The organism is Sinomonas gamaensis (assembly GCF_005876955.1).
Taxonomy (GTDB): Bacteria; Actinomycetota; Actinomycetes; order Actinomycetales; family Micrococcaceae; genus Sinomonas; species Sinomonas gamaensis.
In genome coordinates this window covers 1-25,299 of record NZ_SSCL01000001.1, presented here as the reverse complement: position 1 = coordinate 25,299, position 25,299 = coordinate 1, and the positions used below count along the sequence as shown (strand labels likewise).

Sequence of the window (25,299 nt, the reverse complement as noted above, 5' to 3'; positions counted from 1 at the left end):
GTCTATAATCAAGTTGCCTCTCCGGCAATTCCCCATTTCGAGTCTCGACCCTGTCGATACCATCCGATAGCCGTCGCGATCTCCTCGTTCTGCGCGGCGTTCACATCTGTTGCGGTCAGGTCCTTCTCGTGGGCGTGATGCCCAATGAAGTGCCCCGGCGCTTCCTCAGGCTCCGAGTGGTACATCCGGACAGCGACTTTGCCGAAGCGCTGCGTCCCGTCCTCCAGCCGGTCTGTGACGTTGATGTCCTGCCAGCGGATCTCGTACAGCGGCGGCGGATTGGCCACGTCAACTGGTTTGACCTCGTCGACCGGAACGAGCTCACCCTTGGAGGCGTGGACAATCCGGTGGCGGAACTCTCTCTTGACCATGGTTCCGGACCATGGGTTCCATACTCGGCCCGGGGGCGTCACTTTCGCCATTAAGACTTCAACCGCGGCATCGATGTTGTCCTCGTGCGGCTCGCATGGCGGGAACCCGAACCAGCGGAATGTCAGCGGCTTCGCGGAACTGCATCGCGAAGGACCGTCAAAGCGAGCCATGAAGCCGATCCTAGCGAGATGGTTCGAGTTTCTTCAGCAGCGAGATGCTCCGGGCGACGCAGGGGCCTAGGGACGTTGAGGGAATTCGACAAGAACTCTCCTCAGCCCTAGAGCCAGGGCCGGCTGACCGACCGCGACGTGAGTGACGACCTTGGCGACCGGCGGCCGGACGAGACCGATCGCTATTTGCCGAATCAGCCTCACCCCCTGGTCGCTCAGGCACTCCTTACGACTCGCTCCACCGCTTGCGCTGGGCCGGATCACGAAGCCCCAGATCGGGCTGGGGATTTCAACCCTTCTGCCATCACCAGATCCTTCTTCTCGATCTGCAGCAAAACGGCCATCGTCGGCCCTGCTCCTCCACAGGATGAGCACTCCGGAGGGGGCGCTTAGAGTGAGAGAGTCTCCCTGGCAGATGCCGCGGCGGCGAGGGACCGATACAGCGTGGTGCGATCGACGCCGAGCCGTCGGGCGACCTCGGCCTTGGGGACGCCGGCGGCAATCTGCATAGTGGCCTGGGTTATCTGTTCGGGCCTGAGAGCCCGGGCACGGCCTTTGTAGACGCCACGAGCCCTTGCCGCCTTGATCCCATCCGCCTGACGCTCGCGGATGATAGCCCGCTCGAGCTCCGCGACGGCGCCGAGCATCGACAGCTGGAACTGGGCGTACTTGTCGCTCTCGCCGGGCTCGAAGGTGAGCCGCTCCTTGACGAAGCGCACAGCCACGCCCTTGCCTACTAGCTCGTCCACGAGCTGCCTGAGGTCCGTGAGGGAACGCGCCAAGCGGTCCATGGAAGCAACGACCACGGTATCGCCCGACCGGACGTAGGCAATCATCTCCGCGAGGATCGCACGGCCCTCCCTGTTCCCTCCCGAGACCTTCTCCTCGAACGAGCGGTGCACCTCGCCGACGAGCTCGACCTGACGGGCGAGGTTCTGATCCTCGGATGAGACCCGCAGGTAGGCGACGGTCTGACCGCTCTTTGAGTGTGGCAGCATGTCTAGACCCTATTACAGATATGTAGCAAAAACTAGAAACCGACCCTTGTGCAACGTGAAAGCGCGGGGTCGCCCCGCGTGGCGATGGGGTACACCCCAAAACCACGAAAGGCTCGTGACTTCGACCTGCTGATGGGGCGTGGTGTTAGAGCGCCGTCGCAGCATGACCATCGGTGCCTTCAAGATCCACTACAGGTGGCCAGGCCTCGGGAAGAACGTAGGACGGTTTCACTGCGTCGTCATCTTCGTCCCAGTCGAAGCTCGGGGCAGGATCCCAATGCCTCGGGGCAGTGAAGTCGACGATCCCAGGGCCGAAGTTCGCGTCGCGAAAAGACACGGCGCTGACAAACTTTGTGCCTCTGAAAACAAGCGTTCCGCCTTCTTCGCTGCAAAGTTTTGCCTCCTTGAAGGTCGTCGATCCTGCGGAGAAGGTGGTACCGCCGAAGGTGGCCTCCCTCCCGGAAAAGGTCGTGCGGACAAAGCTGGTCAGGTCCGCAGAGAAGGTCGCTTCGGCAAACCGAGTCATCCCTGCCGAGAAGGTCGCGTCGTCGAATGCGGTCAGCTTCCCGGAGAAGGTCGCGCCCTGGAATGCGGCAATCCCCCCGGAGAAGGCCGCACGGTAGAACACTGTTCTGTCCGCGGAGAAGGTCGCAGCTCCAAACATGGCCCACACCCCGGAGAAGGATGCGCCACCGAATACAGTCATCTTCCCGGAGAAGGTCGCGTTGTCGAACCGAACCTCCCGCCCTGAGAAGGTTGCCTCGACGAAGCTGGTCGTATCAGCGGAGAAGGTAGCGCCGACGAACGATGTCGCCTCCCCGGAGAGGTTCGCGTGGTCGAACGATGTCACCTCCCCCAAGAAGGTTGTGCCATCGAACGAGATCCTCTTCCCGGAGAAATCGCAGTTGCTGAACCTTGGATCCTGCAATAGAGCGCCACTGAAGTCTAGGTCACATGCCGACCAGGACACGGCCGCCTCCGGCCTAAGGTGTGAAGCCAAGATCCGGATTATGGTCTGTCGCACCTCCTTGTCATGGAGTCGGTACCTCAGGGTGGTTTCCTCCTCTGGACGACCGGCGTTCGGGGCCTTTTTGAGCACGCGCTGGGTGAGCCCCGATGCGTCGTCTTCAGGAGCGTAGGGCAGGCGGAGGTACGCACAGAGGACGTTGACGCACTGCTGCCGCTGCGTCGGCGTACCTTCATCGGCGACGCCTGCCATTGCGTACGCGCCGGCGAGCCGGACGGCGGAATCGTCGCTCCCGAGTTGGGCAGCGGCGGCGCCGAATCGCTCGACGAAGAGGCTCCCCTCGATGACCTTCTGACGCCGATAGGCGACCACGAGCGCCACCACACCACCGACCCCCCCGGCGATCCATAGCGCGTACTGGATGGCATACTGCGGATCCAGCTTTTTCGAGACGTCAACAGGAGCGAGCACGCGGATCAGGATGTAGGCAAGTGCTGCGACAACCAGTGACAGCAACACCGTCGTGAGGACTGCGGTAAAGAGCGAGATCTCTTGCGAGCTCCTCGAAAACGACAGGCTCCTTATCGCGCCAATTTGTGGCCGCAGTGCCTTCTTCAACCTCTTCTCGGATCTCCCCATACTTGCACCCTAGCTCTGCACGAGAGGTCCGAACTCCCGATCCATGGGACCTGCTGCTGCTGCTTGCCTGCCTGCTGCCTGAAGCTGCTGGCTGCCACTCACTCACCTGCTGCAGAAGAAGAAGAAGAAGATGAAGAACAAAGCTGGCCTCCGTTCTTCGCCCCGTAATCCTTAACGCTCAGGAGGGGACCCTCCGCCGAAGACCCGGACGGTGAACAGCCAGCGCGCTCCAGCGCCAACAGTGGGCCGCCTAGCTACGCTAAAGAGGCCGCGCGCTTCCGATCGCAAACGCGGGTGTTACATTCGGAACGCCCCCCACAGCCGTTGCACGACCCGAGTCCCCCGGAGTCAGAAGCCAGAATCCCTCCACGAGATAGGGAAGCAGACAGATACGAAAGATAGCCAGACATGTGACGAGAAGCGTGCCGCAGGGCTATGTTCGGGCCCACCTCTTTTCATAAAACGGTAGGTCTCTCCTACTACGGCAATTTGATTCTGATAATGGCAAATGCGAGGTTTGAGGCAGCGTGGCAACCGTCGGGCGGGCTTCGCGAAGCCCCGCCGTGGGTCCTCATCAAACGACCGTTTGTTGAGAGAAGCCTAGAAGCGTCAAACATCTCTGGAATGGCTCCCTGGGGCTGGCAGCTGCTCCGCGTGCTGGGTAAACGCACCTCCGGCTGGGCCCAGGGGGGCGGGTAAGGCTGAACTCTGCCAGCCACTCTTGACGGGCCCCCTTAGCGAACGCTTTAGCTGCCAGCTCTAGAGGCGCACCCCTTGACGGTCCGTGAGGGCTTCGGCGTTCAGTTTCCTCATATCGTGGTGCCGTGGCTCAAAACGGCGGCTCCGGCGTCCTCGCGTCCTGGAGCGATGACTTCCCCCGCTGGTATCAGGACGTGCTCGAGAAGGCGCAGCTTGCCGAGAACGGGCCGGTGCGCGGCACCATGGTGATCCGGCCGTACGCGTATGCGATGTGGGAGCGGATGCAGGCCGATGTGGATGCCCGGATCAAGGCCACGGGCGCCGAGAACGTGTACCTGCCGCTATTCGTCCCGCAGTCGTACCTCGAGCGGGAGGCCGAGCACGTCGAGGGCTTCAGCCCCGAGCTCGCCGTCGTCACGCACGCCGGGGGCAAGGACCTCGCTGAGCCTGTCGTGGTGCGTCCGACGAGCGAGACCGTGTTCGGGGAGCTGATGTCCAGGTGGGTGCAGTCGCACCGCGACCTGCCGATGCTGCTAAACCAGTGGTCAAACGTGGTGCGCTGGGAGCTGCGCCCGCGCCTGTTCCTGCGCACGACCGAGTTCCTGTGGCAGGAGGGGCACACGGCCCACGCGAGTGCCGAGGACGCGGCGGCCTACGCGCGGCGGATTCACCTCGAGGTGTACCGCGACTTCCTGCAGGACACGCTCGCGATCCCCGTGCTCGTCGGGGTGAAGAGCCCGCGTGAGCGCTTCGCCGGGGCGGTGAACACGATGACCTGCGAGGCGATGATGGGCGACGGCAAGGCGCTGCAGATGGCCACCAGCCACGAGCTGGGCCAGAACTTCGCCCGCGCGTTCGACATCGGCTACACGGATGCCTCCGGCGCCGTCCAGACTTGCTGGACCACGTCGTGGGGCTCGAGCACCCGCATGCTGGGCGGCCTGATCATGTCGCACGGGGACCAGGGCGGCCTGCGCGTGCCGCCGCGCATTGCACCGATCCAGGCCGTGGTGGTCGCCGTCAGGGACGACGCGCGCACGGTGGCTGCTGCCTCTGCGGTCGCCGGCGAACTGGCGGATGCCGGAGTCCGTGTTCGCCTCGACGCGCGCAGCACGCCCGGCTTTGGCCGTCGGATCGTTGAGTGGGAGCTCAAGGGTGTGCCCCTGCGCGTCGAGGTCGGGCCCCGGGACCTCGAGGCCCGGCAGGCCACGATCGCCCGCCGAGACCTGCCCGGCAAGACGACTCTCCCGCTCGACCAGGTCAGCGCCGCAGTACCGGCCTTGCTCGACGCGATGCAGGCGGAGCTGTACGAGCAGGCGAGGCGGCGGCTGGCCGAAAACACGGCCGACGTCGACACCGTCTCCGACGCGATCGCCGCGGCGTCCACGGGCTTCGCAAGGATCCCTTACGCGGCGCTCGGCGAGAGCGGCGAGGACGAGCTGGCGGCGAATGCCATCACGGTCCGCTGCCTGCAGACCCCGCAAGGTGACCTGCCGGCCGGTGGCACCAGCGAGGATCTGTACGCGATCGTCGCCCGCAGCTACTAAGCGTCCTCGCCTCGGTGTTGCGGAGTCGCCCGAACCTCCGGGGGTTCAGGACGGGCACCTGACGCGACCCATTGCACGAGGCATCCGCCATTCAGGCTTCCTCGAAGAGTAGGTCTCTGTTCGCCTCTCGCAGCGCGCGTAGGTCTTCGGCGTCGATGTTCCCTGCCAGCCACTCCTGGCAGGTGTCGAGGGTGACCAGCCGGCGGCCCGCTTCGAGCGGCGTGATGTGCCACCGATCTGAGGGCTGGAGGTCCGGGTGGTCGGGGCCGAGGACTTGGGCGGCGAAGATCCCGGGGATGGAATTCCTGATGAAGCCGTGGTTCGCGGCCATATAGAGCGAGTCGGGAACGGGCATCAGATGCTGGGGCATCGCGCCGCTGGGCGTGATCGGCCCCCACCCGCCCCCGGAGATCTCGGCGTAGTCGTAGAGCGGGGCCAGTTCTGCCAGGAGCCGGAAGAGCTCGTCTGCCGGTTCATCATCGGTGCGGCCTTTGATCTCGGTTCCGACGAGCACCCAGCCCTCCATGCTGAAATGCGCGTACCAGTCACCGCCGTCGGCAGTCTCGAAGAGAAGATCGGCCCAGCCGATGTCCTCGCAGCAGCGGGTGATGATGTCGGTGACCTGATGGGGCTCGCACTCGGTCATCGAGAGGATGACCCCGGCGAGGATGGTCCCGCTGGCGTGGGCGGTGGCCCAGGCGGCCAGGGCTTCCACGATCTGCCTGAACACTGGGCTGTTCACATCCCAGCGGTCGGTGTTCTTCCTCAGCGGCCGGAAATTTAGCCCTACGTCCCGATGGTCGATCGCGGCCTCGACCGAGCTGATCGCTGCAGAGTAGCCACGGCGGCCATCGTTCGGGCGCCGCCCCGGTTGGTCGTCCCGCGCCGTGATCGTGCCCGTGAACCCCAGAGGAGCGATGGACTCTGCGATGGCCTCGGCGATCTCGAGCGCGTTCTTGTAGCCCAGTACCGGGGTCATGAAGATCCCGATCCCGTTGCGCACCCCGACGGCGTGGAACCGCTGGTCGGTGTGGTCCGGGACGCGGATATGGCCTATCGCCCTGTCGATGTCCTCTGCCGTCACGTGGGCCGAACGGTAGTCCGGCACGCAGAAGAACCCCAGCGTCGTCCAAGCTTGCGAGACGACCTTCTTGATCTTCTTCTCATCGATGACGATCCCCCCAGGAACGCTCACGTGAGAACCCCCTTGACGCTCATGGTCGAACACTATGTCCTCAATGCAGGTGAGCTGACACGTTGGGAGGCCTTCTCGTTCTAAGATCAGCTCCGGTTCAGCGGGCTTTGACGGTGGCGAGTTCGTCCCAGTGGGTGGTGGCACGTGGTGAGAGCATGTCTCGTTTCATGCGCCATTGGGGGCCGGGGCGGAGTCCGGCGTGGCCGAGGCCCAGGTACTCCTTGCCGACCTTCTGGTGGACCTGGTCGAGGAGGGTGGCGATGCCCTGTTCCTCGTGCCGGTAGCGGAAGGGCTCCAGGGCCTGCTGCCCGGTGGCTGGGCGGAGGTCGGTGAGCATGATTCCCGCCCGGGCGTACCGGGTTCCCTCCTCCAGCTCGGGGAGGAGGCGCTGGGCGGCCTTGGCGAGCACGACCGGGTCGGTGGTGGGGGCCGGCAGGGGCACGAAGACGGTCGGGAACGAGCGCTCCTGGGCGTAGTGGCTGGTGCCGGCGAAGGCGGTCAGGAGCTTGGCGGCCTGGTGGTGGCGCTCGAGGCGGGCGGCGCTCTGCTGGGCGTAGACGGTCAGGACCTGGCGCATCTCTGCCCGGGTGGTGACGGGGGTGGAGAACGAGCGGGAGACGATCAGCTGCTCCTTGCCCTGGCGGGCCTCCTCGAAGGGGATGCAGGCGGTTCCCTGCAGCTCGAGGACGGTGCGCATGACCACGACGTTGAACCTGTCCCGGATCATCACGGGGTCGGCGGCCGCCAGGTCTGCGATCGAGAAGATCCCCAGGGCGGCGAGGCGCTTCTCGAGGCGGCCGGCGATGCCCCAGACCTCCGAGACGGGGAGGCGAGAAAGCAGCTTCGCCCGCCACTGCGGGTGGGTGCCCTCCCAGACGCAGACGCCGCCGAAGGCCGGGATCTTCTTCGCGGTCTTGTTCGCGAGCTTGGCGAGGGTCTTCGTGGGTGCGATGCCGACACAGACCGGGACGCCGACGAACCGGCGGAGGGCGGTGCGGATCTCCCGTCCGAGGGCGGTGAGGTCGCCGGCGGCAGCCCGGGGGCCCAGGCCCAGGAAGGCCTCGTCGATGGAGTAGACCTCCAGCCAGGGCCCGAACCGGGCGATGACCTCCATGACGCGGCGGCTGAGGTCCCCGTACAGCTCGTAGTTCGACGAGCGGGCGATCAGACCGGTATGCGGGGCCAGCGGTGCGAGCTTGAACCAGGGCTCCCCCACCTCCACCCCGAGTGCCTTGGCCTCCTTCGAGGCGGTGACGACGCAGCCGTCGTTGTTCGACAGGACGACCAGGGGCCTTCCCTCCAGAGAGGGGTCGAAGACCCGCTCGAAGGAGGCGTATGCCGAGTTCACGTCCACGTGGGCGACGAGCTCGTGCATGGGTTCAGCCGGCACGGCGGCCGTCCCGTGTCGGTAGGTTGCGATATTCGTTCTTGCGGAGTTCCCCCGCCTCCGCGGGCACCGGATGCCAGGTCACAGCACAGTTGTAGACCCTGTGGCCGACAAGCTTGAAGGGGTGAAGGCTCCGCGATTTGGCGCTCAGGAGTCATCAGGACGCGCAGCAGCTGCAGATCCCTTCTAGGGAACCTGGAGTTCGAAATCGGCGGACTGCTAAGTGTCGCTGTTCTGGGATCGCGAGGCGATTTCTACCTCTGGGCGAGGTCTCTGGGGTCTGCGAGTGGCGCGGGGACCCAGCGCACGGGGGTTTCTCCGTCGACGGGCATGATGTTGCCCTCTTGGATGAAGCGTGCGAGGAAGGGTCGTCCGGCCGGGGACCACCAGCCGCTCACAGGGCAGTGTTCTCCTGTCCTTGGAGCCCGGCCGGAGGGCGTCTCCTCCGCGCGTCGGCTTCTGATGAGCTGTCTGCTCTTCATCAGACGTCTCCTGTGTCAGAAGTGGATCGACTGGGTGGTGAGGAATTCCTGGATTCCGTGTGCTCCCCGTTCACGGCCGAAGCCCGACTTCCGGAACCCGCCGAAGGGAGCGTCGGGGTGGGTGGGCGCGCCGTTGATAGAGACGCTGCCAGTCCGAATGAGCTCGGCGGCCTTCCGCGCTTCATCTGGGTCAGCTGCCCATACGGCGCCGCTGAGCCCGTACGGAGAGTTGTTGGCGATGCGGATAGCGGCATCAATATCCGCGTACGGGACGACGGCGAGGACTGGACCGAATACTTCTTCCTGGGCCAGCTCGTCGTCGGGGGCCGTCAGGTAGGCCTCGGCCGGGACGTAGTAGCCATCGGCGTTCGCTTGCACGGGGCCTGCAGCCAGCAGCTCCGCCCCTGCGACCCGTGCCGCGGCTGTGAGGCCGAGGACCTTGTCTCGCTGGTCCGATGTTGCGAGCGGGCCGAGCACGCTTCCTGGATCGGCTGGGTCGCCCACCCTGAAGGAGGCCACCTGGGATTCGAGGACCGACTGGACTTCGGCGAGGCTGTCCTCGGGGACGAGCAGCCGTGTGAGGGCGGCGCAGGTCTGGCCGGAGTTCTGGAAGCCCTTATCCAGGGTCTTCGAGACTGCTTGGGCAAGGGGGGCTCCGGGAAGGACGAGGCTGGCTGATTTGCCCCCCAGCTCGAGCGAGACCTGCTTGACGTATTGGCCGGCGATGCCCGCGATCCGTGCCCCGGCTCTGGTGGAGCCGGTGAAGGAGACGAAATCGACCGCTGGGTGGGTGATGAGCGCCTCGCCCGTGCTTGGCCCGTCGCCGAAGACAACGTTGAAGACCCCCGGGGGAAGTCCTGCGGACGCCGCCGCGTCGGCGAGGATGGCCACACAGGTAGGGGCGACCTCGCTGGGCTTGAGGACCACCGTGCACCCGGCCATGAGAGCGGCTGCGACCTTCGTCGCCACCTGGTAGAGAGGGTAGTTCCAGGGGGTGATGCAGGCTGCGACCCCTTTCGGGACGAGCCGGACGAGGCTGTTGTCCAGGCGCTCCTCGGCGAACAGGCGCGGACCCGTCGAGGAGGCGGAGGAGAACGCGTGGACTGCAGGCTTGACCTGCATCTGGACGCACTTGTGCCGCGGCGTGCCGACTTCGGCGGTGATGGCGTCGGCGAGCTGCTCGGCGCGGGCTTGCAGCTCCTCGGCGATCCGCCGGATCACCTGCGCCCGGTCCGCTGCCGGTGTCCCGCTCCAGCTCGGGAGGGCGGCCGCCGCCTCGGTGCAGGCGAAGTGGACGTCGGCCTCGCTGGCAGAGGCGAGCTCGCGGGACACGCTCCCGTCGGCGGGGTTGTGCACGGGAATAGTGACGTCGCCAGTGGCCGGCACCCATCGTCCCCCGATGAAGGCGTTGTCCAGGTCAGCTGTTTCGTGCATTGTCCTTCTCCACATCCTCACGTAAGATCGTATAGGAAAGTCTATAGGGAATTGGAGGGTTCGGGAAGATGGAATCTGCAGCTATTCAGGGCGGAGTGGCCCCGCGGATCCGTGCGGCGGTGGACGGCCTGCCCCCGTACAGCGCGGGACGGAGTGTCCGTGATGCCGCGGCCGATGGCGGAGAGGTGCGCGAGCTCCTCGGACTTGCAGCCAATGAAGGCCCGTACGGGCCGTTCCCGTCCGCGATCGCTGCCGCGCAGGGGCAGCTCGAGCGCGCCAACCTGTACCCGGAGTCGGGGTTCCGAAGCCTGAGGGTGGCCCTGGCGACACGGCTCGGGGTGGACGTCGAGTCGGTAGCGGTGGGGGCCGGGGGCATCGGCCTGATCCATCACCTCTCGGTTGCGCTCTTGGATGAGGGCGACAACATAGTGCTGTGCACTCCGACGTTCCACGCCTATGCTCTGGACGCCCGCAAGCAGGGAGCGACGGCGTTCTCGGCACCGGTTCGGGCGGACGGCAGCTATGACCTCGGGGCGATGCTCGCCCTGATCGATGACCGCACCCGGATCGTCTACGTCTGCAATCCGAACAATCCCACCGGAGCGATCGTCCACCGGGAAGAGCTCCTCGAGTTCGTCGGCTCGGTGCCCGAAGAGGTCACCATCGTCGTCGACGAGGCCTACTTCGAGTACGCACGCTTCGCCTCCTACCCGGACACGATCCTGGATCCCGCCTTCCGGCGCAGGAATCTGGTCACCCTGCGCACCTTCTCGAAGGCCTATGGGCTCGCGGGGCTCCGGGTGGCCTACCTGGTCGGCTCGAAGGACATCGTCGCGGCCGTCCAGAAGGTGCAGAGCAACTACGAGGTCTCCAGCGTCGCCCAGTCCGCTGCGCTGGCGAGCTTGGGGGACGACGTCGAGCTCGCCAGACGGGTGCGCCTGAACTCCGAGGGCCGTGAAGAGCTGCGCTCTGGCCTATCCCGGCTGGGATTCGAACCGTACGAGTCCCACGCAAACTTCGTCTATGTGCGCGTCGGGGACGCGAGGGCGTTCGCCAAGTCCTTGGAGGCAGAGGGCGTCATCGTGCGTCCGGGCAACGCGATGGGCGATCCGTACAGCGTTCGCATCACGGTAGGCACCCCCGCTCAGGTCAAGGCGACGGTTGCAGCGCTTGAGCGGGTGGCATCTGCCCAGCACACGGGGTGACCGATACCGCCCGTACGGCGTCTCCGTGCCGAGTCGTGCCCACTCCGAGTCTGGGGCGCCAACGGCGGACAAATCCAATAGGATTGGCTATACGGATCATCTCCATGCGGCCTTCCCTCCGGGATCTCCGGGGAGGGCCGCAAGTATTGTCCGGGGTAGAAAGGGTGGAAGATGACCGAGGCGGCAGTGGGCCAGTCGAAGGTGGAGTACGCCCACGAGATCCTGCGGGAGCGCATCGTGAACTCGGTGTACGCGGCGGGGCAGAGGCTGGTCATTGATTCCCTTGCGAAGGACATCGGTGTCAGCCAGGCCCCGATCCGGGAGGCGCTGCGCCGGCTCGAGGCCGAAGGCCTGATCGAGTACGGGGCGCATTCGGGGCCCGCCATCGTCCAGCTGGAAAAGGACGACTGGTTCAATCTCATGGAGATGAAGGCCGTCAACGAGGCCTATGCCACCCGAGCGGCGGGACCGGCGATGACGGCCGAGGACTTCGCGCAGCTCCGTTCGATCAACGCCCGGATGCTCACCGCGCTTGAGGAGTACGACTTCGAGGGCTGGTCCGCTCTCAACCGCCAGTTCCACTCGGTCATCTACGGCAGGTGCCCGAACCGCCGCCTCATCGAGGAGCTCCAGCGGCTCTCGCAGTGGACCGACACCGTCAGCAGCCTGGTCTTCTCCCGGGAGCGGGGCATCATCATCCAGACCCTGGGCTTCTCTGCCGGTCGGGAGACCATCGACTCCCACGAGCGGATCGTGGAGGCGCTGGAGCAGGGGCGCTTCGACGCATCTCTCGAGGAGATCAGCCGCGACCACACCCTGGTCCTGGTCCGACGCGTGCAGGAGAAGCTGGCCGCCCGAAGCGTTGCCTGACCCGTCTTGTCCGCCTCCTCCCGACGCTGATCCCACGTCCTGCGCGGTTGTACACCAAGGGCGCCGGTGCGAGGGTTTCCCTCGCACCGGCGCCCATTGCGTTCTCGGATGGACCGGGCATTCGGTCAGGTTCTGAACCAGTTTTCGACCCGGTTCCGCAGCTCTGTCTCGTCCATGGCGTCGGCGACTCCCAGGCTGGCTTCGACCTCCTGCTCGTCGGCCCAGAGCCTTTCCGAGTCTTCGGCTAGGTCGTAGACGGAGCCCGAGACCTGGATGAGGGCGTCCGGGCGCACGACGGTGGTGTGCCTGTGCCGCAGGACGCGGCGCATCAGGCCCGCATAGAGGTCCGGGTCGTAGCCCTGCTCGTCCCCGGCCTCTATGCCGAGCTCGTGCGCTGGGCCTCGGAGTGAGCGGGTCAGCTCGTCCAGGAGGTCCGGGGAAGCGTTGTTCTGCTCGTACCCCCCGGCCCGTGGGCGGTCCTCCATGTCCGCCGCCCGCTGCTGCTTCAGGGCCAGCTGCAGGTCCTTCTCCGGCGCGACCACCACGAAGGCTGTCTCTGGCGCGCTGAGGTGTGGCTCGGCCTCGTCGTCCACGGCATGGGCAAGCTCGGAGAAGCGCCCGCCGATGTGCGGCGCCTCCACAATGAGGAGCGCCTCGTCGCCGGCGTGCGCCGCGAACCAGGCAGCGACGGCACCGCGCACCCATGAGCCCATGGCGACCCGGACCCCTTCGTGGGTCACGCCGTCGACCTCAGGGTAGCGGGAGCGGGTGCGCGGATGGCCCTCCCACGACTCCCGGCACACGTCCCACTGCAGGAGGGTGCTCTTGCGGGAGGCCTCGCGTGCGGCGGCGGCGAGTTCCCTGACCAGCAGGCTCTTCCCAGTCCCCGGGAGCCCGACCACGACGACGCATCTGAGGCCGTCGAGACTGGCCCACAGCTGCTCGAGGAAGGGGGCCGGGGCGTTGGCAGACACCCCGATCACCGGAACCTGTCCACACTGATCATGTCGCCCACGACGACTTCGACGACGGCCGGCAGCCCGGACTCGAAGGCCTCCTCGAGGCGGGGTGCGAGCTCCTCCGGGGATGAGGCACGGCCGTAGTGCGCTCCGAACGAGGTGACGAAGCGTTCGAAGTCCGGATTCTGGAGGTCGGTGGCGATGACCTTTCCGCCGTAGAGGTCGCGCTGCATCTGCTGAACGTTGCCGTACTGGCTGTTGTTGAACAGCACGGTGACCAGGCCGATGCCGTGCTGGACTGCAGTGGCGAGCTCGGTTGCGGCGAACATGAATCCGCCGTCGCCGGTGACCGACAGCACCCGGGTGTCCGGCTTGGCGACCTTCGCACCGAGGGCGGTGGGGAATCCGTAGCCCAGGGTCCCCATGTATCCGGTGGAGAGGAACGTGCGGGGCCTGTGCACGGGCAGCAGGATCCGGCTCGCGAAGCCGATCTGGGTGAGCTCGTCGACGAAGATGCCGTCCTCTCCGAGGGCCTCCCGGATGACTGCGAGGTACCGGATCTGCTGGTCCAGGACCGAGCTGCGCTCCTTCCAGTCCGCGTGGATGGCAGGCATGACCTCGGCGAGGTCTTCGCCGCGGATGCCCTTCTTCTCCAGCTCGGCGATGAACAGGGGGAGGTGGGACTCGAGCCGGCCAGTGATCGCGACCTCGGGCTGGCCGTACCTGCCGTGCACGGTGTTGTCCACGTCGATGCGGATCAGGCTGCGGCCGCCTTTCCCCCACCCCTGCAGCGCGGAGCGGGCGCTGGCGCCCAGGGCGATGATGACGTCCGTCTCGTCCCACAGCGGTCTGGCCTCCGGGAGGAAGCAGCTGAGGGGGTGGCGGCTGTCGACGATGCCGCGTCCGGTGCGGTACCCGACGACGGGGGCCTGGAGGAGCTCGGCGAGGCGGGTGACCTCCTCCGGGACGTCTTGGGCGCCGTTCGCGACGAAGATCATCGGACGGCGTGCCCCGGCCAGGACGGACACGGCGCGGTCGATGCCCTCGGCATCGACGGGTTCTTCCTCCGGTTCCGACACAGGGGCCTGGGCGGGGATGGGCGCGCGCTGCTGGAGCACATCCATGGGGACTTCGAGCGCTGCGGGTCGGGGGCGTCCGGTATTCATCGCGCGCACGGCGGCGGCGATCTTGGCGCCTGCCTCGGCGGGATGGGTGATGCGGTCGTAGTGCTTGGTGAGGGATCGGAGCGTCCCGGGCTGGTCGGGGACCTCGTGGAGCGTTCCCATCTCGCGGCCGATCATCTTCTGAGGGATCTGCCCTGTGAGGAAGAGCATCTTCGCGTTGAGGCCGTAGGCGGTGGCCAGGGCGGCTCCTGCGTTGAGCGCTCCGGGGCCGGGGACGACGTTGCACACGCTGGGCTTCCCGGTCGCGAGGGTATGGCCGAGTGCCATGTAGCCAGCGCCCTGCTCGTGACGGGTGTGGATGACGCGGAAGCGGTCGCGCGCGTCGTAGAAGGCGTTGTAGAGCCAGTCGTTCTGGACCCCGGGGAGCCCGAATACCGTGGTAAGGCCGTGGGTCTTGAGCGCCTCGACGACGGCTTCTCCACCGGTGCTGTAGGTGGTCATGGGATTAGATGTCTCCTCTGATTGGAAGGGGGACTCTGAGCAGGTCGCTTCCGACCCACGCTGGGCCGGAGAAGGAAGCAGTGGCTTCGTCGAGGATCTCCTCGTCCGCGACGGGACCGAAGGCACCGACCGGGCTGAGCAGGAGGGCTCCCACGCCTGCTGCGCTCGCTATCCAGGCGGCGCCCGCAGGGTCGCTGTGGACGGCGCGCATGCGGGCCAGCACCTGCGCGGCGCGGGCGGCCGGAAGGAAGTCTGCCGCGTTGGCCAGATACGTGGTCTCGTGGACGAGCAGGTCGGCGTCCTGCGCGAGGGCCGCCAGCGCGGTGCTCGGGCGGGTATCGCCCGAGAAGCAGATGCTCGCGCCCCCCTGGTCGATCCGGTACGCGAAGGCGCGCAGGGGCGGATGCTCGACCAGGGCAGCGGTGATCCTTGCCCCAGAGTGCTCAAGGGCGGAGTCGCAGTCGATCTCGGTGATCTGGACAAACTCGCGCAGATGGGGCCTTCCCTCGTCCTGCATCCGGGACTCGATGTCGGTGGCGAAGGCCTCGTAGTGCAGGTCGAAGATGCGCCGCAGCGGGGGCGGGCCGATAACGGCGACGGGGTCCTCGAGCTGGGACCAGGCCAGATGCACCAGCGTGGCCACATCGGCGACGTGATCGATGTGGTGATGGGAAATCAGGATCCGCCGGAGCCTGCCCAGATCCAGGCCAGCCGCCACATACTGTCCGGCCACGCCATTGCCGCAGTCCACGAGCGTCACCTCCCCGTCGATCACGAGTGCGTGGGAGACGGGCCGTCGGGCGGCCTTGGGCGTGGGCCCTCCGGCCGAGCCGAGAACCACGACCTCCGGGGCGCTCCTGCCGGGCCCCGCAGGGGATTCGGCCAGCTCGGGTGCGTACGCCCTAGGCAATCCAGCCCCCGTCCATCAGCAGGGACGCGCCGCTGGTGTAGGAGGACTCGTCGCTGGCCAGGAACAACACTGCTTGGGCGACCTCGTCGTAGGTGCCTTCGCGCCCCATCGGCACCAGCTGGCTTGCCTTGGCCGAGCGCGCGCGCAGCTGCTCCTCGGGGACGCCCGCCCGGCGGTCGCTGGTCATGGCCTCCAGGAATCCCGGGCAGATCGCATTGGTCCTGATCCCGTCGCCGGAGAAGTCCCGGGCGAGTGCCCGGGTGAGTGCGATGACCGCGGCCTTGGAGATGCCGTAGGCGGCCTCCTGGGAGGAGGCCTTCATGCCGGCCGAGGACGCGGTGTTCACGATGGCCCCACCGCCGTTCGCCTTCATAACGGGGATTGTTTCCCGGACGAAGAGGAAGAAGCTCTTGAGGTTGACGCCGAAGATGCTGTCCCACTGCTCCTCCGTCGTCTCCACCAGCGAGCGGGCAGTGAGCGGGTCGATGCCGGCGTTGTTGAACAGGACGTCAATCCTGCCGAAGGCCTCGACCGCAGCGGAGACGGCTCGTTGCGCCGTCTCCGCCTTGGAGACGTCCCCCTCGATGCCGATGACCTTCGTGCCTGCCGAGGAGATCACGGCGACGGCTGAATCAAGGGCATCGGCGGCCCAGTCCACCAGGACGAGGTGGGCTCCTTCGCCCGCGAAGCGGCGGGCTGTGGCAAGTCCCAGGCCGGAGGCAGCTCCGGTGATGAGGACGACGCGGTCGGAGAAACGGGCTTCACGGGGGTTCATTGCTGTATCTCTCTTGTCTTCGGTGCGGCAGGGCCGACGCCTTCGGCGCTCCTCCCCTGCCCGGGTGGTCGCCTGCAGCTAGACCCCGGGGGCGGTTGCCGTGCTGGAGGCCGAGGAGGCAGGCTCTGCGTCGATCATGTCCTTCTTGAAAGTCTCGGGGAGGCGGAACATGGCGAACAGCCCGAGCACGCCGATGACGATCAAGTAGTAGGCCGGCATCAGCTTCACCGCCGTGGCCGCGACCAGCGCGGCGGCCACATACGGGGCCGAGCCTCCGAAGACCGCGTACGCGATGTTGTAGCCGAGCGACGCCCCCGAGTAGCGGACGCGGGCTGGGAACAGCTCGGCCTGGGCCACCACCACCCCCACGGAGATCGCCGTGCCGGGAATGATGGCAATCACCTGTCCGACGATCGCCCCGGCGATGGTGCCCGTGCCTATGAGCAGGAAGGCCGGCACGGCGACGATCACGAGGGCAATCGTGCCCCAGATCAGCAGGGGCCTACGACCGATCCGGTCACTGAGCACCGCGTACGCCGGGACCAGGGCTGCGGCGAAGAGCAGGGTGACTGAGGTGGAGAGCAGCGCGGTGCTGGCGTCCAGGCCAATCGTGGAGATGAGATAGGTGGCGGCATAGGTCTTCGCCACGTAGGAGGCGACGGCTTCGACCGACACGATGGCGATCAGGAGGAAGAGCGCCCCCTTGTGGAAGCCGAACAGCTCCCGCACGGGAACCCTCTTGTGGGCTGTTTCCTCCTTGGCCAGGACTGCCTTGAACGCCGGGGTCTCCTCGACCCTGAAGCGCAGGTACAGGCCTGCGGCGGCCAGCGGCAGGGAGAGCAGGAACGGGATGCGCCATCCCCAGGCCGTCATCTGCTGGGCCCCCAGCACGCCGCTGAGGAATGCGACCAGCGTGGAGGCGGCCACGAAGGCCACAATGCCGATCGCCTGGATGCTCGACGTCCACAGCCCGCGTCGCTTCGGCGGCGCCGACTCGGCGAGGAAGGCCGCTGCCCCGGACGTCTCGCCTCCGGCGGAAATGCCCTGGAGCAGGCGCAGGACGATCAGCAGGAGGGGGGCGCCGATGCCGATGCTGGCATAGCTCGGAAGGATGCCGATGGCTGTGGTGGCGCCGCCCATGATCAGGATGGTCATCGACAGGATGGCCCGTCGCCCGAGGCGGTCGCCGAGGTGCCCGAAGATGACCGCTCCGAGCGGGCGTGCGAGGAAGGCGACGCCGAAGACTGCCAGCGCCGAGAGCGTCGAAGCGACCGGGTCGTTGCCGGGGAAGAAGACCTTGCCGAGAATCGTAGCGAGGTATCCGTAGACGCCGAACTCGAACCATTCGACGGCGTGGCCGAAGCATGCGGCGACGATGATCCGCGGCTTGGGGCGGGGTACGGCGAGGGAGGGAGTGGCCACGGGGGGCCTCCTTTCGGGGGTGGGGATGCAGCCCGTCAGTGCGGGGCGGTTGCCAGGGGGTTGGCGCCTAGCCGGTTCGTGGTGTGAGTGCCGTGCAGGTTCTTCGCGAGGGACCAGGCCTCAGTGAGTGCAGGGCCGAGGGATGCACCGGATCCGGCGTAGCCCGGGCCCATCAGTGCGGCGGCGGCCTCGCCGACGGCGAAGAGGCCTTCTACTGGTTCGCCGTCCATGCCGAGCACGCGTGAGCGGCTATCGACAGCGAGCCCTCCTTTAGTCCCGTTCGCTCCAATGCGGATCGGGACGGCGAAGAAGGGCGGTTCGGTCAGCGGAGCCAGACAGGGGTTGGGCCTGTGCTCGGCGTCGCCGTTGTATCGGTCATGCGGGTTGTTCCCTCTGCCGAATTCTGGATCGATGCCTGCCGCGGCGGCACCGTTGAAGGACGACACCGTCGCTGAGAGCCCGACCGGATCTATCCCGGCCCTGGCGGCGAGTGAGCCGAGGTCTGGGGCTTCCAGCATCCATTCCGGCCGCTGGTCAGGCCGGGCTCCCACGACAGCTGTGGTGGTCTTGAACCGGTTGTCGAAGACCAGCCATGCCTTCTCGTTGGGGAAGGTGTGGGACTGGGGATCGAAGGCCAGGAAGGCCTTTCCGAGGTCGTTGTACGAGCTCGCCTCGTCCACGAACCGGTGTCCGGAGGCATTGACGAGGATGGATCCCGGATAGGCCAGCTCCCGTACGACGTTGCGGTTGAACGGCTCCCCGTCGATGGTCTCGCCCGGGATGGCGACCGCAGGGGTCCACCATGCCTCGGACATGCCGTGGAGCCGCCCGCCGAGCGCCAGGCCGAGACGGAGCGAGTCCCCTCGCGAACCGGGCCCGCACGTGGCCACAATGTCGACAAGGGGCAGGAAATCACGGCGCAGGTCATCGTTGCGCGCGAAGCCGCCAGCCGCGATGACAAGGTGGGAGGCAGCGAGGACTTCCTGACCGTCGTGGCTCTCGATGGTGAGGACGAAGCCGCCGTGCTCCGACCGGACGGCGGAGACGACCTTGGCTGCGACCTCCAGGCGGACGCCCCGACGGAGCGCGGCCCGGACGAGCCCTGCCACGAGACCGGCGCCCTGGGTCCGCACATCCGATGCCTCCCGCCGCAGTACCTCTTCTGCCGCCACCCCGGACGTGGACTCGGGGCCGGTGATCCGGCGCCGGACAGGTGAGACGCGGATCCGCTCGCGCCAAGACTGGATCTCGGCCGTCGGCACTGGAAGCGGCTCGAGAGACCTTCCGATAGCGGCGCCCTCCCAGTCGGGGTGGTAGTCGCCGCGCTCGATGCTCACCAAAGGAATGTCCAACTCGCCCTCGAGGTAGTCCACGAACTTCGGCCCATCCTCAATGAATGACGCGAGGCGTTCGTTCGACGTAGAGCCGCAGGCGACACGCCGCAGATACGCCATAGCGCGCCCCGCAGAGTCCTCCCTGCCCGCGCGGGCCATGGGCGCATTGCAGGGCACCCACAGCTGCCCTCCGGACAGTGCGGTCGTGCCTCCCAGCTGCTCCGAGCCCTCTAACACGACGACAGAGAGCCCAAGGTCTGATGCTGCGCAGGCGGCAACCAGACCAGCGCCTCCGGAGCCGACCACTGCGACCTCGAAAGACTGCTCGGGAGCCTCGTCCCCAGTGCTTGTGCTACTGCCCACGCTCGCTCTCCTCTCGGTTCTCGCTGTGATCTCCATCATACTATTGGAAATCCTATAGGAGATCCTGCAGGAAGAAAACACCTCGGCAGATTTTCTTGACACGCCTCCAGACGAGGGTGGGAAGGCACCCCTGCTATTACTGCGGCCTTGTCGTGGGTTCCGCATCTGAGCCGTCGAGGCTCCCCATCTCTGCTGGAGCGAGCAGTGACTGCCTCTGGAGCGAACGCGAAATTGACCCGACTCGGTCTCGGGCGCCTCGCCAATTCGGAGGTCGGATGGCTATGTCAGGCTGGCGGCGCACCATCGGGCGCAAGGAGCAAACCGGCGTACCGGGAATTGCTCGCCGCCGTGGCGTTGGACCACCGAACGGCGGTGCCGATGTGGATCCCGGTCAGGTCTGCGAGCACCACTGCTGGGAGTTGCTGGGCCAGCGAGGTGAGCGCTCCGGTACGAGCTGAAGCGACGAAGACTCCGATGGCGGCCAGACGCCGAATGAGCGAGGCCGATGTCAGGGGTGCTCCTGGCCGAGCGCCGGGATACAGCCATTCCCAGTCCTCAACCGGTCCTAGCATCCTTCGCGCGCTGCGATCGGAGCAGCCCTCTGCAGCCAGGCCGGCGAGCGTTGGAGGCAGTTGAAGGGGCGCCTTGCCGAATCGGATTGTTGCCGCTCCGTCGCTGTGCTCGACGTCGGCGAGTCGGATGCGGCTTATGCGCAGGGGTCTGATCCCGAACAGGAGCACCAGTGCGGCGGCGAGCTTTGTCCCCGGCAGAATGGTGCCGTCGTCTAGGACGGCCGCCAGTTTCAGACCTCGCTGTTCGTCATGGATCCCACCGACTATGAGGTAGTGGCGGGGAGGGCGGGCCACTGCCAGCTGCCGGGATCGGTGGTTTGCGCGCGCCCAGTCGAGGAACTTCGCAACGAGGTGCGGCTGTCTGCCGGTCATGGCCCACGTGTCGATGTCCGCTTGGTCGAGGTCGGCCAGGGTCTTGCCGCGGTGTCTGGCCCAGACGAGGAGTTTGACCACGGTCCTCAGCTCTGCGCGGCGGCTGGATGCCAGGGAGTGGTGGAGGGGCTCGCCCCTGTCTCTCAGGTTGCGAAGGTGCTGCCATCTGGCGAACTGGACGAATGCCCTCCGCTCTTGGGTGTCCTTGATGTCCTCCCCTGCAACTTCTATCCAGGCCTCGAATCGTGCGAGGTGCATGTCGCGGGCCGGCAGGAGCCCGTGCTCGACGAGCAGCGCCCTGACCGCCCGGGTCGTCTGGCGGGGCCGAGTGTGTCGATCGATTCGTGGGTCGGCATTTCGGGGGCGGCCAGAACCCTTCTGAGGACGGCGACTGAGCGTTTACGGTTGAACGCGTTCAGGATCGTCCCGGGATTGCCGGAGCAGAGGACGGCGAGCATCTTCCTGGCGCCCTCGCTGCGCTCGAGCAAGTCGGGCGGGAACAGGGAGGCTAGCTTCTCGTCGGCGGTGCACGCGTCGCAGAGCCCGCTCGAACAGAGTTTGGCGTGCTGGGCGCACCGGCTGCAGTCCCGAAAGCTCGATGGATGCCGCGGGTAGCAGTAGTCGCACAGGGGTTCGCCGTCGGCGCGGCCGACGACAACCCGCTCGCGACCGCACTGGCTGCACGGCTCTTGGCCCCGGTTGCAGCTCTTGCAGATCGGTGCGCCCTGCTCGTCGCGGGTTGACACGATGCGCTCGTTCAAGCAGAGGGAGCAGGCCTCCCTTGCTCGGCGGCAGTTCTCGCACACGGCCTTGGATGTCCCGGCGAACCGGCAGGGGCCATCCCGCCCGCATTTGGTGCAAGTGCCGATGTTCTCGCGGGTCCGGCAGGGCGCGCATACCGGGCCGTTGGGCCCCCGGAAGGCGATGGGACGGAGGGTGCCGCACCGGATGCATTGGGCTTGCGCTTCGTCGAGCGTCTTTGCGCAGCTTTGGCACAGTCCGGTGCCGTCGGACGTCCGGCTCGCCATGGGAGCGGTGCGGCCGCAGCCTCCGCATTCGCTGACGCGGAGTGTGTCATAGCACCGTGCACAGCAGCGCAAACCCTCGTGGACATTCGCCAGCTTGCGGTCCTGCCCGCAATGGCCGCATACGAGTGGTGCAAGGTCGGGGATGATGGCGCGCAGGGCCGCATAGAGGGTAGCGAAGAGAGCCGAGCCGGAGGCTGGCTCCTCGAACCAGTCTGCGCCGTTCTCTACAAAGTCGAGCGCGAAGCGGAGCCGGCGTCCGGGCGTCGCCGCGAGGCCCCGGAAGGCCTGGGCTAGGGCGGCGGGATCGAGGTGCGGAGCGCGAGGCCGGCGGCGTCGAGGAACATCGCCTCGGCGTCGTCGTACATGTCCCGCCAGCAGGCGCCGCAGTAGTCGGCGTCGCCGAAGGCGGAGCCGAGCCGGCGCTCTCGACCGCAGCGATGGCAGGTGATGGTTCTCTTGCGCGCCCGCCCGTAGCAGGTCGAGCAGATTGGCCGTCCGTCGAGGTGCTCGGGAAGGAGGCGTTCGGCACCACATCTGGGGCAGCGCGGGAGCCGGAGCGTGGTGGCGCCCGCGTCGATCAGGGCCTCGATGATGCGCTGGAGCACCCTCGGCATGGAGTCGGCACCCGAGACCAGGACTCCGGGATCGTCTCGGAGATGCCCGAGAAGCCGCACCCGGTGCGCGTGTTTGGAGGCCTTCGCGGCGACGACTGCCTCGATGCGCACTGCCGAGACGCCCCTTTCGACGCTGCCGATCAGCTCCACGACGGCCGCCGTGACCCCCTCAGTCATCGCCGGCTGGAAGGATCCTGGCCCTCTTCGGCCGCAGCCCCGATGCGCGAAGGGTTCCGCTCGAAGGCTCCGGCGCGCCGGCGTCAGTGCCGGTCGTCCGCGCGGAACCGGCGCCGAGGTCGACGGAGCGGACGAGGTCGTCTGCGCTGCAGCCGAAGATGTCCATCAGGGCCGCGAGGACGTTCAGGTTCAGCCGTTCGGGCTTCTCTGCGGCGAGACGGTAGACCTGGCTGGCGGAGAGGTGGATCCCGCGAGCCTCGAGCTCGGGGATGAGCTTGGTGGTGGAGAACATCCCGGCCTCGGCCATCACCTGCCGGAGCCTCCACTCGTATCCGATGACCTTCATTGCACGTCTCCTCTGCTGCTGGGCAGCATCACCTTGCTGATGGCATCTTTGAGCATCCTGTTCTTGAAGTCCGTGCTGACCGCCGTGTAGGCGGCGGTCGTGGACTGAAAGGCGTGGCCGACCTGCTGCTGGACGAACACGGGGTCCACCCCATTCTCGATCAGATGCGTGACGTAGCTGAGGCGCAGACAGTGGGGCGTGAGGTCAGGGTCGAGGCCGGCTTCGTCCCGGTAGTAGGCAAAGCGATCGGGGATCTCCTTGGTTCCCAGCCGGGTCCCGCGCTCGGTCAACCAGAGAGCACTGGACTTGGCCTTCACGGCCATGGGACGGACATTCTCGATGTAGTCCTGAATCGCCTCCACCGCCCAGTCGTGCATTGAGACGACTGAGCGTCGCTTGGGCGCCCCGCCCGCAGAGGACTTTCCGTGCCTCACGTGCAGCATCCCGTAGCCGCCGAACTGTGGCGCGTGCGGGTTCCGATAGAAGTCAGTGATGTCCAGCTTCGCCGCCTCGTTGTCGCGCAGCCCCCACGCATACATGACCTTCAGCAGCGTCGCGTCACGGTAGGCGGTCAGCGCCCCTTTTCGTCCGGAGTCCAGCCTGGCTTCGACCTCCGAGTCCGCCCGGTCGAGCAATGCTTGCACCTCATTGCGTGACAAAGGCCGCCGCCCAGGGCGGCCCTCACAGTCCTGAAGGTGCTTGAGGGTGTTCTCCTCGTGGCAGATCTGAGTCGGGTGATCCCCGAACCGCCGCTCGCACTCTTGGACCCACCCATAGTGTTCGGAGCAGAGGTAGGCGCAGAACGATCGGACGGCGTACTGGTACGAGCGGATAGTGGTCGGTGCGAGTGCTCGCGCACTGACAAGATCGGTCATCCACTCGTCGAACATTTGGGCGCTCCAGCGCCATGGGAATTCGTTGGTGAGCTCCTGGAACCGCCGGACGATCGCCGCAGTCTTCTCGACCGACGCTCGCTTGAGGCCCCGTCCGCCTATCCGCTGCGCCTTCCATCCCTCAACCATTGCCTCGAAGACCGCCTCGTCTTCTCGCAGGAAGGAGACATCGGGGGCGAGCACGAGCGATACCGAGCCCTGAGGGACTCCCTTGGCCACATTCACCCCAATCATCAGAAGGCCGAATCATGCATCTGATGCGAATCTTACCCGCTAACGACCATGGATCGGGCAGGACAAAAGGATCGCGGGTTAGTCTCCTGACAGCACTTCCTGCCTGGCAGCCGCCAGGAATCCTGCATCTAATGCAACTTCCGACCGAAGAGATGCCTTATCCCATAGGTCGCGACCCCCCAGACCAGGAACTCGGTCAATTCGGGGACGACGATGTCGGGGTACCTGGAGTTCTCCGCGTGCAGGACAACGCCGCGGGCAGTGAGCCAGAGCCGCTTGACGGTCAGCTCGCCGTCGAGCACGGCCACGACCACGTCCCCGTGCCGGGGCTCGAGCGATCGGTCGACGATCAGCTCATCGCCGTCGCAGATCCCGGCCCCCTCCATCGAGTCCCCCACGACCCGGACGATGAAGGTGGCCGCCCTGTCCTTGATGAGCTGCTCGGTCAGGTCGATCGGGCCGTCGTAGTAGTCCTGGGCCGGGGACGGGAACCCCGCGGGGACGGCCTGCGGCGCGACGGGCAGGAGCAGGGGCCGGGCATCGACCCGCAGCGGGTTCAACCCAGACGCCACAGTCCGCACCTCCATTGAATCGAACGCCAGTATGGAAGGGATATGAACTGCTCATACACCTGTTCCCAACATGGTAAGTCCGACCCCGACAAGAGAGACCTCCCCCAGCAGCTCCCCACCTTTGCGAACGCGTCCCCTGCTCCGAGTGCTGTGGAGCAAGGACGGGAACACGTAGGCTGCGGGCAGGGAGGGTGTCGAGATGTCGATCTTCAGAAGCAAGAAGCGTCAACCGAGGCGTTCGCCCAGATCCGATGTGCGCCTCGACCTGGGCGGGGGCTCGCTCGTCGGCAAGGACTTCAAGCTGAGTGTTGAAGAGGCTGATGAGGCGATGGAAACGCTGATTAGGAGGATCCCCGGCTTACTCCCGGAAGACAGCGGGCTTGGGGTGCCAACGTGCACGACCACCCCTCCAGAGTCACCGGGCGGACAGAGCGCACCGTCGTCTGACTAGTGCTCCCGGGGCATATGAGCGGATCGAAGCCCTAGGCGAGAGGTGCGACCAGGCGAAAGAAGCGCTCGAGGCGCAGGTCCCCGAGGGCTGGCAGCTACTCCGAATCCTCACCGAGCGCTGACGATGGTGCACCGCTAATTTCGGGAAGGTTTTCGCGGGCGGCACGGGCCGCGGCGACCGTCTTCACGGCCCTGGCCAGGAGCGCCTCGATAGCCCGGCCAGCCTGCTCCTCGTTCAGGCTGAGGTCGTTGCTAACGAGTGAGCCGCCACCGGCGTTGATCCGCATCCCCGAATAGCTGGGGCGGAACGATCGGCCCCGCTCGGTGCCGGCCTGGCCTTTCTCATTTCGCATCTACGACCTCCCCTCAGGCAAAGCGTGCTGCTCGGCGCGGAAGGGTCATTGTGTCTCGGGCGACCTACTATCTCGACATGCGGTCGATCACCGAGAGCGAACTCCACGGCCAGACTGCCCGGCTGATTCGGGCTGTCCGGTCTGGAGAGAGTTTCCTGGTCACCAGTGATGGGGTGGGCGTTGCCGTGCTGGGGCCCGTGCCGGGAACCGCGAAGAGAGGGCTGCCACTGGGCAGAGCGGCCCGGCGGCGCATACGGTACACAGCTCAGCACCGCGTCACTGGCCCCATCCCGACCGAACGGATCCTCGGGGAGCTTCGCGAGGAGCGATGAGAC

Annotated in this window: 22 protein-coding genes; 4 read left to right on the top strand and 18 right to left on the bottom strand. The window is 66.6% G+C overall.

Annotated features, from left to right (window positions below; translation table 11 throughout):
* Positions 1–8: 8 nt before the first annotated feature.
* The 3 genes from E5679_RS00110 to E5679_RS00100 form a co-directional block, all read right to left on the bottom strand.
* Positions 9–371 (bottom strand): hypothetical protein, encoded by a 363-nt coding sequence (locus tag E5679_RS00110; RefSeq protein WP_138413081.1) that lies wholly within the window; start codon positions 369–371, stop codon positions 9–11.
* A 560-nt stretch (positions 372–931) separates the two neighbouring features.
* Positions 932–1,540 (bottom strand): recombinase family protein, encoded by a 609-nt coding sequence (locus E5679_RS00105; RefSeq protein WP_138413080.1) that lies wholly within the window; start codon positions 1,538–1,540, stop codon positions 932–934.
* A 145-nt stretch (positions 1,541–1,685) separates the two neighbouring features.
* Positions 1,686–3,146, bottom strand: a complete 1,461-nt coding sequence (locus E5679_RS00100) for a pentapeptide repeat-containing protein (protein WP_138413079.1) — start codon at positions 3,144–3,146, stop codon at positions 1,686–1,688.
* Positions 3,147–3,970: 824 nt separating this feature from the next.
* Here E5679_RS00100 and proS point away from each other — a divergent pair.
* Positions 3,971–5,392 carry a proline--tRNA ligase gene (gene proS, locus E5679_RS00095; protein WP_138413078.1) on the top strand — a complete coding sequence of 474 codons (1,422 nt, stop codon included), beginning with the start codon at positions 3,971–3,973 and terminating at the stop codon, positions 5,390–5,392.
* Between the two features lie 91 nt (positions 5,393–5,483).
* On the opposite strand, the gene E5679_RS00090 is transcribed toward proS, so the two are convergent.
* From E5679_RS00090 to E5679_RS00080, 3 genes are all read right to left on the bottom strand, one after another.
* Entirely contained in the window at positions 5,484–6,587 is a 1,104-nt protein-coding gene (locus E5679_RS00090; protein WP_138413077.1) for a hypothetical protein, read from the bottom strand.
* A gap of 97 nt (positions 6,588–6,684) precedes the next feature.
* The gene (locus E5679_RS00085) at positions 6,685–7,962 is read right to left on the bottom strand and encodes a Y-family DNA polymerase (protein ID WP_138413076.1); all 1,278 of its coding nucleotides are present in this window, start codon (positions 7,960–7,962) and stop codon (positions 6,685–6,687) included.
* A 509-nt stretch (positions 7,963–8,471) separates the two neighbouring features.
* Complete coding sequence (locus E5679_RS00080) at positions 8,472–9,890, bottom strand: aldehyde dehydrogenase family protein (protein ID WP_171042186.1); 1,419 nt, start codon at positions 9,888–9,890, stop codon at positions 8,472–8,474.
* Positions 9,891–9,958: 68 nt separating this feature from the next.
* Here E5679_RS00080 and hisC point away from each other — a divergent pair, with 68 nt between their 5' ends.
* Together hisC and E5679_RS00070 are read left to right on the top strand one after the other, a co-directional pair.
* The gene (gene hisC / locus E5679_RS00075; protein ID WP_138413074.1) at positions 9,959–11,095 is read left to right on the top strand and encodes a histidinol-phosphate transaminase; all 1,137 of its coding nucleotides are present in this window, start codon (positions 9,959–9,961) and stop codon (positions 11,093–11,095) included.
* A gap of 171 nt (positions 11,096–11,266) precedes the next feature.
* Positions 11,267–11,965: a GntR family transcriptional regulator gene (locus tag E5679_RS00070; protein ID WP_138413073.1), complete on the top strand. Its 699-nt coding sequence runs from the start codon at positions 11,267–11,269 to the stop codon at positions 11,963–11,965.
* A 125-nt stretch (positions 11,966–12,090) separates the two neighbouring features.
* Here E5679_RS00070 and E5679_RS00065 read toward each other — a convergent pair whose 3' ends face one another.
* The 7 genes from E5679_RS00065 to E5679_RS00035 form a co-directional block, all read right to left on the bottom strand.
* Entirely contained in the window at positions 12,091–12,939 is an 849-nt protein-coding gene (locus tag E5679_RS00065; RefSeq protein WP_138413072.1) for a hypothetical protein, read from the bottom strand.
* A 5-nt stretch (positions 12,940–12,944) separates the two neighbouring features.
* Positions 12,945–14,549, bottom strand: coding sequence for a thiamine pyrophosphate-dependent enzyme (locus E5679_RS00060; RefSeq protein ID WP_138413071.1), 1,605 nt, complete (start codon positions 14,547–14,549; stop codon positions 12,945–12,947).
* A gap of 4 nt (positions 14,550–14,553) precedes the next feature.
* Positions 14,554–15,459, bottom strand: coding sequence for an MBL fold metallo-hydrolase (locus E5679_RS00055; RefSeq protein ID WP_138413070.1), 906 nt, complete (start codon positions 15,457–15,459; stop codon positions 14,554–14,556).
* On the bottom strand, positions 15,452–16,234 hold the full coding sequence (locus E5679_RS00050; RefSeq protein ID WP_138413069.1) for an SDR family NAD(P)-dependent oxidoreductase: 783 nt from the start codon (positions 16,232–16,234) through the stop codon (positions 15,452–15,454). Before E5679_RS00050 ends, E5679_RS00055 begins: the two co-directional genes overlap by 8 nt.
* Before the next feature lie 78 nt (positions 16,235–16,312).
* The gene (locus E5679_RS00045) at positions 16,313–17,656 is read right to left on the bottom strand and encodes an MFS transporter (protein ID WP_171042185.1); all 1,344 of its coding nucleotides are present in this window, start codon (positions 17,654–17,656) and stop codon (positions 16,313–16,315) included.
* Between the two features lie 35 nt (positions 17,657–17,691).
* Positions 17,692–19,353: an FAD-dependent oxidoreductase gene (locus tag E5679_RS00040; protein ID WP_171042184.1), complete on the bottom strand. Its 1,662-nt coding sequence runs from the start codon at positions 19,351–19,353 to the stop codon at positions 17,692–17,694.
* Between the two features lie 284 nt (positions 19,354–19,637).
* Positions 19,638–20,555 (bottom strand): hypothetical protein, encoded by a 918-nt coding sequence (locus tag E5679_RS00035; protein ID WP_138413066.1) that lies wholly within the window; start codon positions 20,553–20,555, stop codon positions 19,638–19,640.
* A gap of 344 nt (positions 20,556–20,899) precedes the next feature.
* Here E5679_RS00035 and E5679_RS20690 point away from each other — a divergent pair, with 344 nt between their 5' ends.
* Positions 20,900–21,040 carry a hypothetical protein gene (locus tag E5679_RS20690; RefSeq protein WP_171042183.1) on the top strand — a complete coding sequence of 47 codons (141 nt, stop codon included), beginning with the start codon at positions 20,900–20,902 and terminating at the stop codon, positions 21,038–21,040.
* Positions 21,041–21,615: 575 nt separating this feature from the next.
* Here E5679_RS20690 and E5679_RS00030 read toward each other — a convergent pair.
* The 5 genes from E5679_RS00030 to E5679_RS00005 form a co-directional block, all read right to left on the bottom strand.
* Positions 21,616–22,116: a hypothetical protein gene (locus E5679_RS00030; RefSeq protein WP_138413065.1), complete on the bottom strand. Its 501-nt coding sequence runs from the start codon at positions 22,114–22,116 to the stop codon at positions 21,616–21,618.
* A complete protein-coding gene (locus tag E5679_RS00025) occupies positions 22,109–22,462 on the bottom strand; it encodes a helix-turn-helix domain-containing protein (RefSeq protein ID WP_138413064.1) in 354 nt (117 codons plus the stop codon). The genes E5679_RS00030 and E5679_RS00025 overlap by 8 nt, the downstream gene beginning before the upstream one ends.
* Positions 22,459–23,574, bottom strand: coding sequence for a tyrosine-type recombinase/integrase (locus E5679_RS00020; protein ID WP_249335857.1), 1,116 nt, complete (start codon positions 23,572–23,574; stop codon positions 22,459–22,461). The genes E5679_RS00025 and E5679_RS00020 overlap by 4 nt, the downstream gene beginning before the upstream one ends.
* Positions 23,575–23,717: 143 nt before the next feature.
* Positions 23,718–24,176 (bottom strand): LexA family protein, encoded by a 459-nt coding sequence (locus tag E5679_RS00015; RefSeq protein ID WP_138413062.1) that lies wholly within the window; start codon positions 24,174–24,176, stop codon positions 23,718–23,720.
* Positions 24,177–24,706: 530 nt separating this feature from the next.
* Positions 24,707–24,964, bottom strand: a complete 258-nt coding sequence (locus E5679_RS00005; RefSeq protein ID WP_138413060.1) for a hypothetical protein — start codon at positions 24,962–24,964, stop codon at positions 24,707–24,709.
* Between the last annotated feature and the right edge of the window lie 335 nt (positions 24,965–25,299).